We start from the raw sequence: 16,091 nt of genomic DNA on the forward strand, positions 1-16,091 counted from the left end.
TCCCCTTCCTCTACAACGTGTGGAAGACGGCCAAGTACGGCAAGCCGGTCGGCGTCGACGACCCGTGGGGCTACGGCCGTTCGCTGGAGTGGGCGACCTCCTGCCCGCCGCCGCGGCACAACTTCCTCACCCTGCCGCGCATCCGCAGTGAATCCCCGGCGTTCGACCTGCACCACCCCGACATCGCGATGGCCGAGGCCGCGGCGCACGGACCCCGGCAGGCCGACACGAGGGCACAGTGAACGGCCTGCCGGGACAGGCGGCCGACAGCCAGCCGGGCGACCTCGCCAACGAGGTCGAGGGGTACCTCCTGTGGCAGGCCCGGGTGGCGGAGGCCGAGGCACGCGCGCGGGCCTTCGCCGAGGAGCTCGACTGGCTGACGACGGGACAACGCGAGCAGGTCGAGCAGCACTACGTCACCGACAGCCTCCACCGGGCCCGGGACGACCTGGAGCGCATCGTGGCCCGGTGCCACTCGCTGCGCGCCGAGTACGAGCACCGGTACCGCAGGCTGCGCCGGCGCTGTGTGGGGTGGGTGCTGGCGATCTGCGCCGGCGTGACCACGGTGACCGGTCTCTACCTGCTCCTGTGACCCGCGCGGGCGGCCCGGGAGCCCGGCGCCCCCTCAGGGCACCAGCACGATCCGTCCGCGCACCCCTCCCGCGGCGAGGCGTGCGTGGGCCTCGGCCGCGTCGTCGAGGGCGTACGTCCCGGCGACCCGCAGGGTCAGCGCGCCCTCGTCCACCAGCCGGACCAGCTCCGCCAGCCGGGCCCCGTCCGCGGCGACCTCGACCGCCGAGGTGCGCACCCCGCGGGCCGGGGCGGGCTGGGCCTGCGGGATGACACCGGCGTACGCGCCGCCGTCCCGCACCCACCGCAGGGCCCGCTCGCCGAGCACGGCCGCGTCCAGCACGGCGTCGAAGCCGCCCGTCGGCGGCTCACCTGCGGCCGGCGTGGCGCCCAGGGAGCGTACGAACTCCTCGTCGGCCGCCCGGGCCAGGCCCGTCACGGCCACCCCGCGCCGGGCGGCGAGCTCGGCGGCGAAACCGCCGACCGCCCCCGCCGCGCCCGTGACCAGCAGTGACCGGCCCTCCTCCAGCTCCAGCAGGTCGAGGGCCTGGGCGGCGGTCAGCGCGTTCAGCGGGAGCGTGGCCGCGTGCACGGCGTCCACCGTCGTCGGCGCCAGCGCGACCGCGTCGGCGTCGACCACGGCGTACTCCGCGTGCGTGCCCAGGGCCTTCACCATGCCGTGGTCGAGCGCCACGACCCGGTCGCCCGGGCTCCACGCGGTGGCCACGCCGGTCGCGTCCACGGTTCCGGCGACGTCCCAGCCGAGCCCGATCTGCTTGCCCGCACCGCCGAACGCCCCGGTGCGCACCCCGGCGTCGACCGGGTTGAGCGCCGCCGCGGCCACCTTGATCCGCACCTGGCGGGCGCCCGGCTCGGGCAGCTCGCTCTCCACGACCTCCACCGACTCCGGTCCGCCGAAGGACCGCACCACGGCAGCACGCATCACAACTCCTCTGAGACATAGGGGATTCGGGGCGACGGCCGCTCCTGCGGCGGCCGTCCCGGACTGCTCACGACCCTACGAAGACGTACTATCTGCGGGTAAGTAGTTACCCGAAGGTGCGTACGTCCCCCGGAGGTGAGTGCCATGGCCACCCTGACCGCGGCCCAGAGGCGCGAGCGGGCCCGCGTCGAGTACGACGCCTTCATCCGGAGCTGTCCCACCAACCAGCTCCTGGACCGCATCAGCGACAAGTGGGTCAGCCTCGTGGTCTCCGCGCTCGCCGGCGGCCCCATGCGCTACAGCGACCTCGCCCGCAAGATCGCCGGGGTCAGCCCCAAGATGCTCACCCAGACGCTGCGCTCCCTGGAGCGGGACGGGCTCCTGACGCGGACGGTGACGCCGTCCGTCCCCGTGCGCGTCGACTACGAGCTGACCCGCCTCGGCCACAGCCTGGCCCACCTGCTGACGGCGGTGAAGGACTGGGCGGAGACCCATTTCGACGAGGTCCACGCTGCCCGGGAACGGTACGACGCGGTCGCCGACGAGTGACCGTCCGGGTGACGTGAGGGGCCCGTTCGGGGCGGCCGCATCCGTGCGCGGCGTGACGGGGGAAGTATCCGCCGTCCTCACCGGACAGCGCCGTCACCCGGAGGAGAGTCGAAGCCATGCACGTCTCGGTCGTCCTGTTCACCGCCGATCTGCGGCTGCACGACCATCCGCCGCTGCGGGCCGCGCTGGACGCCTCGGACGCGGTGGTGCCGTTCTTCGTGCGCGACCGCGCCGTGACGGCGGCCGGCTTCGACCCGCCCAACCGGCGCGCGTTCCTCGCCGACTGCCTGGCCGACCTCGACGCCTCGCTGCGCGAGCGCGGCGGTCGGCTCGTGGTGCGCTCGGGCGACCTGGTCGAGGAGGTGTGCCGGGTGGTGACCGAGGCGGACGCCGACGAGATCCACATGGCCGCCGGGCAGACCGCCTTCGCCGCCCGCCGCGAGGAGCGGCTGCGGCGCGCGCTGGAGGCGGACGGCCGCCGTCTGTTCGTGCACGACACCGTCACCGTGGCGGTGCCGCCGGGCACGGTGACGCCCGCCTCCGCGGACCACTTCGCCGTGTTCACGCCCTACTTCCGCCAATGGGACCGGCTGGTGCTGCGCCCGGTGGCCCCGGCGCCGCGCCGGGTGCGGGTCTCCGAGCACGTGGCGGGCGAGGCGCTGCCCGCCCGCGGTGACGTCACCGGTGTCTCGCCCGCCCTCGCGGCCGGCGGGGAGGGCGCGGCCCGCAGGCGGGTGGCGGCCTACTGGCGCAGGGGGCTGGACGCCTACGACGACACGCGCGACGCCCTGGCCGCCGACGCCACCTCGCGGTTCTCCCCGCACCTGCACTTCGGCACGCTGTCCCCGGTGGAGCTGGTCCACCGGGCCCGCCGGCAGGGCGGCCCGGGCGCCGACGCCCTCGTCCGGCAGCTCGCCTGGCGCGACTTCCACCGCCAGGTCCTGGCCGCCCGCCCCGGTGCGGCACGCGCGGACTACCGCACCAAACGGGACTGCTGGCGCACGCGGCGCACCGCCGCGGCCGACATCGAGGCGTGGGAGACGGGCCGGACCGGCTATCCGGTGATCGACGCCGCGATGCGGCAGCTCCGCCACGAGGGCTGGATGCACAACCGGGCCCGGCTGCTCACCGCGAGCTTCCTCGCCAAGACCCTGTACGTCGACTGGCGCATCGGCGCCGCCCACTTCCTGCACTGGCTGGTCGACGGGGACGTGGCGAACAACCAGCTCAACTGGCAGTGGGTGGCCGGCACGGGCACCGACACCCGGCCCAACCGGGTCCTCAACCCGGTCACCCAGGCCAAGCGGTACGACCCCGACGGCGCGTACGTGCGCCGGTGGGTGCCGGAGCTGGCCGGGGTCGGCGCGCCGGCCGTCCACGAGCCGTGGAAGCTGCCCGGCCCGGACCGGGCGGCGCTGGACTACCCGGACCCGGTGGTGGAGCTGTCGGCGGGACTGTACCGGTTCCGGCAGGCCCGCGAGCGGGCCCGCTGAGGCGCTCCTGACGGGGGCCGGGAGGCGGGTGCCGGAGGCCGGGTGCCGCTCGGACGCCCGGCCTCCGCGGCCTTCTCAGGCGCCTCCCGCCGCGCCGGCCGCCCACCGCAGCAGTGCCGTACGGCCGCCGTCCGGCACGGTCCACAGCGGGTGCCCGCGCAGGCCCCAGCCGTTCAGGAGGGCGTTGGCGGCGAGGAAGCCACTGGTGGCCGCCCGTTCCATGAGGGCCACGGGCAGTCCGGTGCGGACGGCGTCACCGGCGAGGACGAGGCCGGGGGTCGGGGTGCGCACGGCGGGCCGATCCTCGTAGCCGCCGACGGGGAACAGCGGGCAGTCCGCGCGCCACTCGTGGCGGACGTCCACCACCCGGGCGGGCCCGGTCTCGGGGTAGACGCGGTGCAGTTCGGCGACGAGCTCCTTCTGCCAGGTCTCCCGGTCGCCGGAGTCGGGCAGGGCGTAGGCGTGCAGTTCGAGGACCGAGCCGCCGGTGCGGGCGGCCCAGCGGGCGGCCTCGCCCTCCCAGCGGTCCAGGACGCTGACGTTGTCCAGGGGGCCGTAGCCACTGGTGCCGAGGAAGCCGGGCCGGTCGGCGCGGACCGGCCGGTCCAGCCACAGGCGGGTGACGAGGAACGGCGGCGCGGTGCGCAGCCGGGCCAGGCGCTCGCGCCACGCCGGGTCGCCGAGGCCGGCGGAGCGGTGCACGAGGTCGCGCAGGGCGCCCGGGTCCAGGGCGAGGACGACGGCGTCGTGGTGGTGCTCGGTGGTGGCGGTGGCCACGGTGAAACCCGCGGACCCGGCTCCGGGGCGGTCCGGTGTGACGGCCTCGACCGGGGCCGACGTCAGCAGGCGCGCCCCGAGGCCGGTCAGGTGGGCGGCCAGCGGGTCCCACAGGGCCTGCGGGAAGGGCTCGGACGGCACGTCGAACAGCAGGCCCTCGGCCGAGCCGAGGAAGTAGATGTGGAACATCAGCGCCATCTCGGCGGCCGACAGCAGGCGCGGGTCGGCGAAGAAGCTGCGCGAGAAGACCTCGAACGCCAGGTGCCGTGCCGCCGGGGGGAAGCGGATCGCCTCCAGGAAGTCGTGGGCGCTGGTGGCGTCCAGCCGTTCGTACACGCCGGGCACGCGCACGTCGAGCAGGGGCAGCGCCGCGCGGGCGTTCATCCGGGTCAGGTCGCGCAGCCCGAACGACGGGCTCAGCGCGACGAAGCCGAGGGCGCTCAGCGGTGGCGTGCGGGGCACGTGCCGGAAGCTGTCCTGTCCGCCGGCGGAGTGCCGCAGCGGGTAGTCGGGCAGGCCGGTCAGGCGGGAGAGGCCGGGGTCGGTGCGGCGCAGCAGGGCGCGCAGGTTGTAGTACTGCCGGAAGAACGCGTGGAAGCCGCGGCTCATGGTCGCCGTGCTGCCGTCGGCGAGCCGGGTGGGCCAGCCGGCCAGCCGCCCGCCGAGCACCGCCTCGCTCTCGTACAGCGTGACGCGCACGCCGCGCTCGGCCAGCGCGGTGGCGGCCGTCAGCCCGGCGATGCCGCCGCCGACGACGGCGACGTCCGGGGCGGTGAGCGGGTCGGCGCGGTCGGCGCCGGGTGCGGCGGGCAGCAGCCGGGCCAGCCGGTCGCGGCCGGGGCGGGAGGGGGCGGGCCGCGAGGGCTCGGGGTGGGAGGTCATCGCCGGCCGGCTCCCGTCCGGCGGGTGCCGTCCGCGCGGCGGGCCACCATGGTGTGGGTGATCCCGGTCTGCCAGCCCGGCAGGGGCAGCACGCGCACCCGTTCGAACCCGGCCTCCGTCACCCGGCGGGCGAGGGCGCCGGCGGTGTCGAAGGCGAGCACGCTGTGCCACAGGTGCCGGTAGAGGGGGCCGTCGCCGAGCAACGTGGCGACGGGCAGGACCATCCCGCCGCACACCGCGTTCCACACGGCCCGGTGCGCGGGGTGCCCGCTGAGCGCGTACTCGTGCAGGGCGAGCCGCCCGTGCGGGGCGAGCAGGCGGTGGGCGGCGGCCAGCACGGCGTCCGGGTCGGCGGTGTTGCGCAGCAGGTACGCGGCGAAGACGGCGTCGAAGGGGCCGCTGACCCCCGCCTCCGCCAGGCGCTCCACGGGGGCGTGGACGAAGCGCACCGACGCCGACCAAGGGCGGAGCGCGGCACGGCGCAGCATGCCCTCGCTGGCGTCGACCGCAGTGATCCGCGCGGCGGGCAGGACGGCGGCCAGGGCGGCGGTGGACGCCCCGGTGCCGCAGCCCAGGTCGAGGACGCGCAGCTTGGTGCCGTGCCGCGGCAGGCCGAGCCGCCGGACGGAGCGGCGCAGGTGGGCGTGGTAGCCGGGGTTGGCCGCCACGAGGATGTCGTAGCCGCGGGCGGCGTGGTCGAAGGCGTCGGCGAGACGGGCGTCGCGCAGGAGCGGCATGGGTTCGGGCTCCGGGGTCAGGCGGCCGGACGGGTCCGGCGCGGGGTGAAGGGCAGGCGGAGGGCGGAGCTGAGCATCGCGGCGGTGGGCACGTGCGCGCCGACGGCGAGGTCCTCGGGCAGGCTGGTGGCGCCGTCGAGGAAGCGCAGCAGCCGCACGGGCGGCACGCGCGCGAACAGCCGGCCGAAGAAAGCGGGGCCGTCGACCCGCCCGCTGTCCAGGGCGTGCAGCAGGACGGCGTCCATCAGCCGGGCCCGCGCGGAGTGCGGGCGGGGCGGCAGTGGCCGGCGGCCGGCGTGCAGGGCGGCGGCCACGGCGCGGGTCTGCCGCTGCACGGCGCTGAAGGTGTAGCCGGTCGAGGGCCGGGTGGCCCCGGCCGAGGCGCCGATCCGGAAGACGTGGGGTGCGCACTGCCGGGGGAAGTCGGCGTCCGTCATGGGGATCACGCCGTGCTCGGTGGCGCTCACCCGGTAGTCGTCCAGGCCGATCACGTCGTCGACGTACCGGCGCAGGAGGCGGTCGTACTGCCCGCCGGGCAGGACCTGCCGGGAGAACTCCGTGTACTCGACCAGCGCCTCGCACGGGCCGACCGGCAGCACGTACCCGAAGGACAGCCCGTGCGCGGGCTGCGGGGTGCGGAAGTCCATCAGTTCCACGGCGTGCGGGTCGAAGACGGGCGTCCGGGTCCGTACGAACCAGCCGCGGAAGTGCTGCAGCAAGGTGGTGCGCGCGGGTGGCAGGGACGGCAGCGGGCGGGAGTCGAAGACCCAGCGGGCGCGGACCGTGACGCGCCCGCCGTCGGGCAGCCGTCCGTGCACCCGGGCGCCGTCCGGCACCGGCTCGATCCGCTCGACGGCCGCCTCCACGCGCCGCGCGCGGCCGCCGACCGCGATCTCGTCGGCGACCAGGCTCTCGAACGCGTCGGACGACAGCATCTTGTACGTCAGCGGCGCGATCCGGCGGGTGACGGCCGTGCCGTCCGGGGTGCGCACGCGCAGGTGCTGCCAGCGCGCCGTCAGCGCCTCGTCGTAGGGGCCCGCACCCCGCTCCCAGAAGCACCAGGTGCGCGGCGCGGCGCGCGCCGGGCCGGGCGGGGCGGCCAGCAGCACCGTGTCCAGGGGCCGCGCCCCCGCCGGTGGCCGCGCCAGGCCGAGCACCAGCGACAGTCCCGCGGCGCCCGCCCCGACCACGGCGACGTCGGTCTCCAGATCCACGCCCGCAGCTCCCTCGCCCAGCTCTCGCCCCCGCCGACGGCGGGCTTCCCGGAATACGGCTCTTCGACCGGCGCCGTCCCGTGCGGGGGCGTCGTGCCGTCCAGTGTTTCCGGCCGACCGTGCCGCGCGGATGCACCGCGGGGCGTGTCGTCCGGTCCGTCCGGCGGGTGACCGGCCCGCCCGACAGCACCGCATGTGCCCGAACGGCGCATCCGCTCATGCCTTCCGCGCGGAATGACTCGTACGACACGGCGTGCGGCCCGCACGGACCCGACAGCCGTACCCGGACCACGGACACACCCACCACGGGCGAGAGGATCCGCGATGCGTTTCACCCAGGCGACCGTCCGGCACACGGCCCGGCCGGACGAACCGCCCGGCGCCGGAGCCGCTCCGCAGCAGACCCGCCAGCCCGCGCACCCGTCCCCCGGGTTCGCCGCGCCGGCCGGCGCGGGCGGGTCCTTCGACGGCCCGCTGTACGACGACCCCGGGGCGGTGGACGCGGACGTGGCCGGCGCGGTCGGCGCGCGTCTCGCCCGGCTCCTCGCCACCCGGGTGGACGACACCCGGGTGCTGGACCCGCTGTTCGCCCGGGACGTCGCCGAGCGCGTCGCGGACTTCACCCTGCGCGGCGGTCGCCGGCTGCGGCCCCGGCTGCTGTGGTGGTCGCTGCGCGCCTGCGGCGGCGGGGACGGGGCGCAGGTCCGGGCGGCCCTGCGCGCCGCGGCGGCCCTCGAACTGCTCCAGACGTGCGCCCTCGTCCACGACGACGTGATGGACGCGGCGGCCACCCGGCGGGGCAGGCCCGCGCTGCACACGGCCGTCGCCGCGCAGTACGGCGACAGCGCGCCCGCCACCGCGCGGCGGCTCGGGGAGTCCGCCGCCGTGCTGGCCGGCGACCTGGCCCTGGCCTGGGCCGACGACACGATGACGGAGCTGCTGACGGACGGCGCGGACCTGCCGCCGGGTGCCGCGCGGCGCGTGCACGAGGTGTGGCGCACGACGCGCACCGAGATGGTCGCCGGGCAGTACCTGGACGTGCAGGGGCAGGCGACCGCCCGGCACACCGTCGCCCGCGCGGTCCGCGCCGCCTGCCTCAAGAGCGCGCTGTACACGGTCGAGCGGCCCCTGGAGCTGGGCGCCGTCCTCGCCGGCGCCGAGACGTCCGTGGTGCGGGCGCTGTGCCGGGCCGGGCGCTGCGCCGGGCTCGCCTTCCAGCTCCGGGACGACCTGGACGACCTGTTCACCGACCCGGGCGTGACCGGCAAGCCGTCCGGCGGCGACGTGCGGGAGGGCAAGCCGACGTACCTGATGGCCCTCACCCGGGCCCGGGCCGTCGGCACCGGGGACCGGCCCGCGCTGGAGGTGCTGGACACCGCCGTGGGCCGGGCGGACCTGACCGGGGCCGGGCTCGACCGGGTGCGGGAGGTGGTGGTCGCCACCGGGGCGCGGGACGCCGTCGAGACGCGGATCGCGCGGCTGTCGCGGCGCGCCCTGCGGCACGTCGCCCTGGCCGAGCTGCCGCAGCCGCGGGCGGCGGCCGCCCTGCGCGAGCTGCTGGCCGGGATCAGCGGGCCGCGGGACGGCGCGGCGGCACCGGGACACCGCCCGGCGCCCGCGCCGTCACCACCGGTGGCAGTCGCGGCCGCCGACGCCCTGCCTGTCGCCGTGCCGGAGGTGGCGCGATGACCCGCACCGTCCAGGGCCCCACCGATCACGTCGTGGTCGTCGGCGCGGGTCTGGCCGGGCTGTCGGCCGCCCTGCACCTGCTCGGCGCGGGCCGCCGGGTGACCGTCGTGGAACGCGACCCGCTGCCCGGCGGCCGGGCCGGCCGGCTCGTGCGCGGCGGCTACTCCATCGACACCGGGCCGACCGTGCTGACCATGCCGGAGATCGCCGACGAGGCGTTCGCCGCGGTCGGCACCGCGCTGCGCGACCACGTCGACCTGATCCCGCTCGACCCGGCCTACCGGGCCCGGTTCGCCGACGGGACGTGGCTCGACGTGCACACCGACGGCGACGCCATGGCCGAGGAGGTGACCCGGTTCGCCGGGCCCGCCGAGGCGGCCGGCTACCGCGCGCTGCGCGAGCGGCTCACCCGCCTGTACCGGGCGGAGCGCGGCCGTTTCCTCGACGCGGACTTCGACTCGCCGTGGCAGCTCCTCACCCCGGACCTCGCCCGGCTGGCCGCGCTCGGCGGCTTCGGCCGCTGGGAGGCCGGGGTCGGCAGGTACCTGAAGGACGAGCGGCTGCGCCGCGTCTTCACCTTCCAGGCGCTGTACGCGGGCGTGCCTCCCGAGCGCGCATTGGCCGCGTACATGGTGATCGCCTACATGGACACCGTCGCCGGGGTGTACTTCCCGCGCGGCGGGATGCACGCCCTGCCGCAGGCGATGGCCGACGTGGCGGCCGCGGCGGGCGCGACGTTCCACCACGGGCAGACGGTGACCCGGCTGGAGCGCTCGGGCGGGCGGATCACCGCCGTGGTCACCGAGGACCAGCGCATCCCGTGCGACGCCGTGGTGCTCACGCCCGACCTGCCGGTGACCTACCGGCTCCTGGGCCGCAGCCCGCGCCGCCCGCTGGGGCTGCGGCACGCGCCGTCGGCGGTGGTCCTGCACGCCGGCTGCGACCGCACCTGGCCCGAACTGGCCCACCACACGATCTCGTTCGGGCACGAGTGGCGGCGCACCTTCGACGAGCTGACCCGTACCGGGGAGCTGATGAGCGACCCCTCGCTGCTGATCACCCGGCCCACCGCCACCGACCCGTCCCTGGCCCCGCCCGGCCGGCACCTGCACTACGTCCTCGCGCCGTGCCCGCACACCGGGATCGGTCCGGACGCGGCCCAGTGGCAGGACCTGGGGCCGCGCTACCGGGACAGCCTGCTGCGCGAGCTGGACGGCCGCGGGCTGACCGGCATCGCCGAGTCCATCGAGGAGGAGTGCCTGGTGACCCCCGCCGACTGGACGGGGCAGGGCCTCGCGGCGGGGACGCCGTTCTCCGCCGCCCACACGTTCGCCCAGACCGGCCCGTTCCGCCCGCGCAACCTCGTGCGCGGCACCGCGAACGCCGTCCTGGCCGGCTGCGGCACCACCCCGGGCGTCGGCGTACCGCCGGTCCTGTGGTCCGGGAAGCTGGCCGCCACCCGCATCACCGGGGCGGGCCGCACGGCCGCGGCCCGGCGCCCACGCACGATTCCCCTCGCCGAAGGAGCCCGGTCGTGACGACCCGAGAACTGGACGCCGCGGGCGTCACCGACCCCGGGCTGCGCGCCGCCTACCTGCGCAGCCGGGAGCTCAACGCCCGCCACGGGCGCACCTACTTCCTCGCCACCCGCCTGCTCACCCCGGACCGGCGCCCCGCCGTGCACGCGCTGTACGGCTTCGCCCGCTGGGCCGACGACATCGTCGACGCGCTCGACGGAGCACCCGACGACGAGCGCGCCCGCGCCCTGGACCGGCTGGGCGACGACTTGGCCCGCACCCTCGCCCACGACGACGGGCCGGGCGCGCGCGAGGCCCACCCGGTGGCCCGCGCGCTGGCCGACACCGCCCGCCGCCACGCGATCGCCCACGATCTGTTCACCGACTTCCTCGCCTCCATGCGCAGCGACCTGACGGTCACCTCGTACGCCACGTACGACGACCTGCGGGGCTACATGCACGGCTCCGCGGCGGTGATCGGCCTGCAGATGCTGCCGGTGCTCGGGACGGTCACGCCCCGGGAGGAGGCCGCGCCCCACGCGGCCGAGCTCGGCGTCGCCTTCCAGCTCACCAACTTCCTGCGGGACGTGGGCGAGGACCTCGACCGCGGCCGCGTCTACGTGCCCGGGGACCTGCTGGCCGCGCACGGCGTGGACCGCGCGCTGCTGCGGCACTGCCGCGACACCGGCCGCACCGACGGCCGGGTCACCGCGGCGCTGCGGGAGTTCGCGTCCCTGACCCGGGCCGCGTACCGGCGGGCCGCGCCCGGCATCGCGATGCTCAGCCCCGTGTCGCGGCCGTGCATCCGCACGGCGTTCGTCCTGTACGGGGGCATCCTCGACGCCGTCGCCGCCGACGGGTACGCCGTCCTGCACCGGCGCTCGGTGGTGCCGCGCCGGCGCCGGGCCCTGGTCGCGGCCGACGGACTGGTCCGGGTGGCCGCGGCCCGCCTGACGGATCGGCGCCGCTCCCCCGGTGCCCCGGTCGAGGCGGCCCCGGCGGACCGTTCGTACCAGGAGGTGGCATGAGTCCCCGGCCCGGACGGTACCGGCCGCCGCTGCGGCTGCGGCGCTCGCCGGTGCGCTGGGAGCGGCAGCGGCCGACCTGGCGCGACGCCAGGCCCGCGCTGATCGCGGAGGCCCTGAAGCGGGCGCAGGCCCGGCCCACCGGCAACTGGTACGTCGTCGGCGCCTCCCGCGACCTGCGCGCGGACCGGCCGCTCGGGCGCACGGTCGCCGGGCGGGAGCTGGTGCTGTGGCGGGACGCCGAGGGGCGGCCCGTGGCGGGGCCCGGCGCCTGCCCGCACCTGGGGGCGCCGCTGCGGGACAGCCCGGTGCGCTGCGGCACCCTGGTGTGCCACTGGCACGGACTGGCCCTGGACGGGAGCCCGTCCGCCGGGTGGGAGCCCTGGCCGGTCCACGACGACGGCGTGCTGCTGTGGGTGCGGCTCGACGGGAGCGGCGGTGAGGAACCGACCGACGTCCCCCGGGTGCCGACCCGCCCGGCGGAGGCCGGGGCGCTGTCCGCCGTGTACACCACGGTGGGCGTGTGCGAGCCGGAGGACGTGGTGGCCAACCGGCTCGACCCGTGGCACGGCGCCTGGTTCCACCCGTACTCGTTCGTCGACCTGACGGTGGTGCGGGCGCCGGGCCGCGCCGACGAGGACGACTCCTTCACGGTGGACGTGTCGTTCAAGGTCGCCGGCCGGCTCGTCGTGCCCGTGCGCGCCGAGTTCACCGCGCCGGGTCCGCGCACGGTGCTGATGCGGATCACCGAGGGCGAGGGCGTGGGCTCGGTCGTGGAAACCCACGCCACCCCGCTCGGCCGGGACGCCCTGGGCCGGCCGCGCACGGCGGTGGTGGAGGCCGTGGTCGCCGGCTCCGGGCGGCGCGGCTTCGCGGCGGCCCGGCGGGCGGCGCCGGTGCTGCGGCCCCTGGTCCGCACGGCCGCGGCCCGGCTGTGGCGGGACGACCTGGCGTACGCGGAGCGGCGCTGGGAGCTGCGCTCCACCGGACGCTTCCCGGGCTGAGCGCGGCGGGCCCCGCTCAGTGGCCGCGGGCCGGAGTCCTGGCGTCGTCGCCGCAGAGCCGGCTCAGCGTGTCCACCGCCTCGCGCAGCCCCGAGCAGCGCGGGAAGCCGGCCGACGCCCGCCGGTCCCAGCCGGGGCCGGCGGGCAGCACCGCGGGGCGCCTGCGGGCGCCCGCGGTGCCCCACTGCAGGCCGGCGACGTGCCGGGCCAGGGGCAGGGACGCGGTGGAGCGGGTCTGCGCCCACAGCACCACGGCGGCCGGTCCGGTCCGCCGCACGCACGCCAGCAGTGCCTCCGTCGGCACCGCGGCACCCAGGGTCCGCGTCGGCAGGCCCCGCTCGGCCAGCGCCGCGGTCAGCACCTCCAGCGGCAGCGAGTGCTGCTCGCCCGGCGTGCAGGCCAGCACGACCGGGGACGCCCCCGCCACGGGTTCACGGCGCGGGAAGAGGAAGGGCACGCCGCGCAGGGTGCTGGAGATGTGCCAGGACAGCAGGTGCTCGACCTCCACGTACCGGTCACCGGACGACTCCCACTTGCGGCCGACCGCGCGCAGCGTCGGCACCATCACCTCCTCCCAGGCGACGACCAGGCCGTGCCGGTCGACCGCGTCGAGCAGGCGCTGCTCCAGCTCCGGCGCGTCGAGGCGCACCGCGGCCCGGGCCAGGCCCCGGCACTCCTGCCGGACGTCGCCGCCCAGCGGCAGCCCGCCGCCGGCACCGCCGCGCCGGCCGGGGCCCGGGGGGCCGGGCCGGGTTTCGGCATCGGCTTCGACTTCGGCTTCGGCTTCGGGACCGGCGGCTGCCGCACCGGTATCCGCATCCGTCGCCGTACCGGCGTCGGTGAGGGCGTCGGCGTCGGCCGGGTCACGGGGCTCGGCAGTGGGGGGCGCGGGGGGCGGCACGGCCCCAGGGGCTGCGGGCGGGTCGGGCGTGAGGTGGCGCAGGCGGGCCACCCGGGCCGCCTCGGCGGGGGGCGCCCCGGCCGAGGTCAGGCGGCACATCTCCTCCACCATGGCGATGTCGGTGGGGCTCCAGCGGCGGTGCCGGCCCTCCGCGCGCACCGCGGGTCCGAGGCCGTAGCGGCGGTCCCAGGAGCGCAGGGTGGTCGGCGACACGCCGAGCCGCCGGGCGACCGCGCCCGTGGTCAGCCCCGCCGCGTCGGCCGGGGCCTCGGGCTCGGGCTCGGGCTCGGGCTCGCTCATGACGGCCATCGCGGTCTCCCTCCTGAGTCCTCGTGCTCCCTCCAGCCTATCCGATGCACAATCGGTGCAAGTTGTTGCCGCACGGTCCTGCGGAGCCCAGGCTGGACGGCACACCGGGAGCAGCGGCCTCGCGGTGGTCCGGGGACGACGCATCGACGTGGACCGTGTGACCGACGACTGGGCGGTGCTGCACCGGCGGTGGGCGGGGCTCGTGTACGGACCGGCCCGGCAGGCCCTCGGGGACCCGCGGGACGCGGAGGACGTGACCCGGCAGGTGTTCGCCGCCGCCTGGCGCGGCCGCGCCGGATGACGGCCTGCGGGCGGCGTGACGCGCGGAATCGATGCGCGCAGCGACGCGCGCCCCGCACGCCGGGTCCGGCGCGCGGATCGGCCCCGGCTCGCACCCCGCCCCGATCTCTTCAAGCAAGGCCCACACCCCCCGCACAACTGGCATCTGGTCGCTGAGCCGGAGACGACCGAGCGGCGTCAAGCGGCGGTGGCCCGCTGCCGGCCGCCGGCCCCTTCAGGGGCGCCGCAACCAACTCCGATCAACGGCGCCCGCCGACCACACCGTCGTCTGTCCCGACCTGCACGGCTACGGCGCCAGCGGCGAGCCCGTCGCGAACAGCCCGGAGGTCCAGGGGTGTCGGAAGTCTGTCAGCAGTGTCCGTGATCTGTCGGCGGTATATCGGTGGAGGTTGCGACCCTGGGCGGGTTGGTGCTTCCCAAGAGCACGCTGCCCCAGACCGCTAGGAGCCTGTCATCGTGTCTTCCGCATCCCAGAGTCGACCGTGGGACGTTCACCGGCTGCCGTGTGCCGAGGGCAGGATCTTCCTGATCACTGGGGGTAACGCCGGGATCGGCTACTTCGCCGCGGAGCAGCTCGCCGCCACCGGCGCCGTCGTCATACTCGGCAGCCGGGACGCCACGAAGGCCAAGGCCGCCATCGCCTCGATCCGCTCGCACGTCCGCGGCGCGCACGTGCGGCACCTGCAACTGGACCTCGCCGACCTGTCGTCCCTGAAGACCGCCGTGGACAGGCTGGACCTCGATCAACTCGACGCGGTGGTCTACAACGCAGGGGTCGCGCTCGACGACCTGCCGCGCCGAGAGACCAAGGACGGCCACGAGCTGATGTTCGGCACCAACCACCTCGGCCACTTCGTGCTCACCCAGTGGCTGGCCCCCCTGCTGTCCGCGGCGTCGGCGGGCCGCATCGTGACGGTCGGAAGCTTCGCGGCGCGGTCCGAGCGACTGGACCTGGGCGACCTGCAGTCGACCCAGGACTATCGGCCCAAGCGCACCTACGGACGATCGAAGCTGGCGCAGATGTGCTTCGGTTTCGAACTCGACCGCCGCCTGCGTGCTGCCGGCAGCACGGTGCTCAGCGTCGTGGCCCACCCCGGAGGCGCACTGGACTCCCTCACCCCGTCCCGCCCCCCGCTCCACGCGACAGCCCCCGGTGAGCGGCTGCGAGCCCTGCCCACCGGGCTCGTAGTGCAGGGCAAGGACGCCGGAGCATGGCCCGTCGTCCGTGCCGTCCTCGACCCGGAGGTGCAGGGAGGACAGCTGTGGGGGCCGAGGGTCTTCGGCCTGCGCGGCAAACCACGGCGTGAGCCCGTCCCCTCTCACATGGCCGACCCAGCCGTCGCCGCTCGCCTTTGGGCCGCCAGCGCTGAGCTGGCCGGCACCGATGCGCACCTCGGCTTTCGGTAGGCCAAAGCCGCACCCAGGACGCTGTCCGGTGACCAAGTGCCATGTCCGGCCCGCGCAGGGCGCACCTGCCGAACACTGTCCTGCCCCGGCAGGTCAGGGAGCGCCGAGCCGTCCACGCCGCTCGCCCCTCCCCCGCCCACCCCGCCGGACGCTCCCTGCTCACCCTGACCTCCAAGGCAGACGCCGGAACCGGCGTCCAAGCCGTACACCCCGACCAGCAACCGTCACCGCTGCGTGCCCCGTGCATGGATCTGATGGCGGCCAGGCGGTATGCCGCGTCGGGGAACATCCGGCGTGCAGAGGGGAGGCGGCAGCGGGGGCGGGCACTCGGGACAGCATGGACGACAACGACAGGCAGAAGATCGGCGACCAGCAGCGCGGGACAGTGGAGCGGCTGGTGAGGGCCTGGCTGTCCGAGACCGAACAGCACGACCATGACGCCGCCGGCGCGGCCCGTGCCGGCTGGGAACAAGGCTCCCTTCCTGAACCGGCTGCACAGGACCTGGCCACGTGGGTCACCGCACGCGTCACGGACACGGCATTCAATGAAGACGAGGGCCCGCACGTCGAAAGCGACGTGCGGATCACCCCGGCGGACAAGGACACCGTGCACCGCTGGCTACGGTCGCAAGGGCACTCAGTCTGACCGACCGCGGCGACGGCGATCCAACCGATGACACTCGCCTCCGCCCTCGGCTATTCCGCCTGAGTGGGCATGATGTGCGCGAGGTCCTCGAAGAGACTGCGGAGGCAGGCGGCGTGGTTGGCGTGTAG

General features: G+C 76.4%; 15 protein-coding genes and 1 pseudogene. 11 read left to right on the forward strand and 5 right to left on the reverse strand.

The window, feature by feature from the left end:
* A pseudogene (locus E4U92_RS32735) lies at positions 1-242 on the forward strand (aa3-type cytochrome oxidase subunit I); the annotation flags it as partial.
* A complete protein-coding gene (locus E4U92_RS32740) occupies positions 239-592 on the forward strand; it encodes a cytochrome C oxidase subunit I (protein WP_174864120.1) in 354 nt (117 codons plus the stop codon). The pseudogene E4U92_RS32735 and the gene E4U92_RS32740, both read left to right, overlap by 4 nt.
* Before the next feature lie 33 nt (positions 593-625).
* Here the strand turns inward: E4U92_RS32740 and E4U92_RS32745 are convergent, their stop codons facing one another.
* On the reverse strand, positions 626-1,513 hold the full coding sequence (locus E4U92_RS32745) for an NADP-dependent oxidoreductase (RefSeq protein ID WP_137304070.1): 888 nt from the start codon (positions 1,511-1,513) through the stop codon (positions 626-628).
* Between the two features lie 144 nt (positions 1,514-1,657).
* On the opposite strand from E4U92_RS32745, the gene E4U92_RS32750 reads away from it, so the two are divergent.
* Both E4U92_RS32750 and E4U92_RS32755 read left to right on the forward strand, forming a co-directional pair.
* Positions 1,658-2,062: a winged helix-turn-helix transcriptional regulator gene (locus tag E4U92_RS32750; protein WP_137304071.1), complete on the forward strand. Its 405-nt coding sequence runs from the start codon at positions 1,658-1,660 to the stop codon at positions 2,060-2,062.
* A 116-nt stretch (positions 2,063-2,178) separates the two neighbouring features.
* On the forward strand, positions 2,179-3,555 hold the full coding sequence (locus E4U92_RS32755) for a cryptochrome/photolyase family protein (RefSeq protein WP_137304072.1): 1,377 nt from the start codon (positions 2,179-2,181) through the stop codon (positions 3,553-3,555).
* Positions 3,556-3,630: 75 nt separating this feature from the next.
* Here E4U92_RS32755 and E4U92_RS32760 read toward each other — a convergent pair whose 3' ends face one another.
* From E4U92_RS32760 to E4U92_RS32770, 3 genes are read right to left on the reverse strand one after another with little or no spacing between them, the layout of a single operon-like run.
* Positions 3,631-5,214 carry an FAD-dependent oxidoreductase gene (locus E4U92_RS32760; RefSeq protein ID WP_137304073.1) on the reverse strand — a complete coding sequence of 528 codons (1,584 nt, stop codon included), beginning with the start codon at positions 5,212-5,214 and terminating at the stop codon, positions 3,631-3,633.
* Positions 5,211-5,951 carry a class I SAM-dependent methyltransferase gene (locus tag E4U92_RS32765; protein WP_137304074.1) on the reverse strand — a complete coding sequence of 247 codons (741 nt, stop codon included), beginning with the start codon at positions 5,949-5,951 and terminating at the stop codon, positions 5,211-5,213. The genes E4U92_RS32760 and E4U92_RS32765 overlap by 4 nt, the downstream gene beginning before the upstream one ends.
* A 17-nt stretch (positions 5,952-5,968) precedes the next feature.
* Positions 5,969-7,165 (reverse strand): lycopene cyclase family protein, encoded by a 1,197-nt coding sequence (locus E4U92_RS32770; RefSeq protein ID WP_137304075.1) that lies wholly within the window; start codon positions 7,163-7,165, stop codon positions 5,969-5,971.
* Between the two features lie 324 nt (positions 7,166-7,489).
* On the opposite strand from E4U92_RS32770, the gene E4U92_RS32775 reads away from it, so the two are divergent.
* From E4U92_RS32775 to E4U92_RS32790, 4 genes are read left to right on the forward strand one after another with little or no spacing between them, the layout of a single operon-like run.
* Positions 7,490-8,854, forward strand: coding sequence for a polyprenyl synthetase family protein (locus E4U92_RS32775; protein ID WP_137304076.1), 1,365 nt, complete (start codon positions 7,490-7,492; stop codon positions 8,852-8,854).
* Entirely contained in the window at positions 8,851-10,392 is a 1,542-nt protein-coding gene (gene crtI / locus E4U92_RS32780; protein WP_137304077.1) for a phytoene desaturase family protein, read from the forward strand. The genes E4U92_RS32775 and crtI overlap by 4 nt, the downstream gene beginning before the upstream one ends.
* On the forward strand, positions 10,389-11,399 hold the full coding sequence (locus E4U92_RS32785) for a phytoene/squalene synthase family protein (RefSeq protein WP_137304078.1): 1,011 nt from the start codon (positions 10,389-10,391) through the stop codon (positions 11,397-11,399). The genes crtI and E4U92_RS32785 overlap by 4 nt, the downstream gene beginning before the upstream one ends.
* The gene (locus tag E4U92_RS32790) at positions 11,396-12,400 is read left to right on the forward strand and encodes a DUF5914 domain-containing protein (protein ID WP_137304079.1); all 1,005 of its coding nucleotides are present in this window, start codon (positions 11,396-11,398) and stop codon (positions 12,398-12,400) included. The genes E4U92_RS32785 and E4U92_RS32790 overlap by 4 nt, the downstream gene beginning before the upstream one ends.
* 16 nt (positions 12,401-12,416) lie before the next feature.
* Here E4U92_RS32790 and E4U92_RS32795 read toward each other — a convergent pair whose 3' ends face one another.
* Entirely contained in the window at positions 12,417-13,610 is a 1,194-nt protein-coding gene (locus tag E4U92_RS32795) for a MerR family transcriptional regulator (protein ID WP_373311594.1), read from the reverse strand.
* A 148-nt stretch (positions 13,611-13,758) separates the two neighbouring features.
* On the opposite strand from E4U92_RS32795, the gene E4U92_RS36105 reads away from it, so the two are divergent.
* The 3 genes from E4U92_RS36105 (at position 13,759) to E4U92_RS32810 (ending at position 15,963) form a co-directional block, all read left to right on the forward strand.
* Positions 13,759-13,911, forward strand: a complete 153-nt coding sequence (locus E4U92_RS36105; RefSeq protein WP_168725247.1) for a sigma factor — start codon at positions 13,759-13,761, stop codon at positions 13,909-13,911.
* Between the two features lie 455 nt (positions 13,912-14,366).
* Positions 14,367-15,317: an SDR family NAD(P)-dependent oxidoreductase gene (locus E4U92_RS32800; protein WP_137304080.1), complete on the forward strand. Its 951-nt coding sequence runs from the start codon at positions 14,367-14,369 to the stop codon at positions 15,315-15,317.
* Positions 15,318-15,654: 337 nt separating this feature from the next.
* On the forward strand, positions 15,655-15,963 hold the full coding sequence (locus E4U92_RS32810) for a hypothetical protein (RefSeq protein ID WP_137304082.1): 309 nt from the start codon (positions 15,655-15,657) through the stop codon (positions 15,961-15,963).
* The last annotated feature ends 128 nt before the right edge of the window (positions 15,964-16,091 follow it).

Source organism: Streptomyces galbus (assembly GCF_005280195.1).
GTDB classification, from domain to species: Bacteria; Actinomycetota; Actinomycetes; order Streptomycetales; family Streptomycetaceae; genus Streptomyces; species Streptomyces galbus.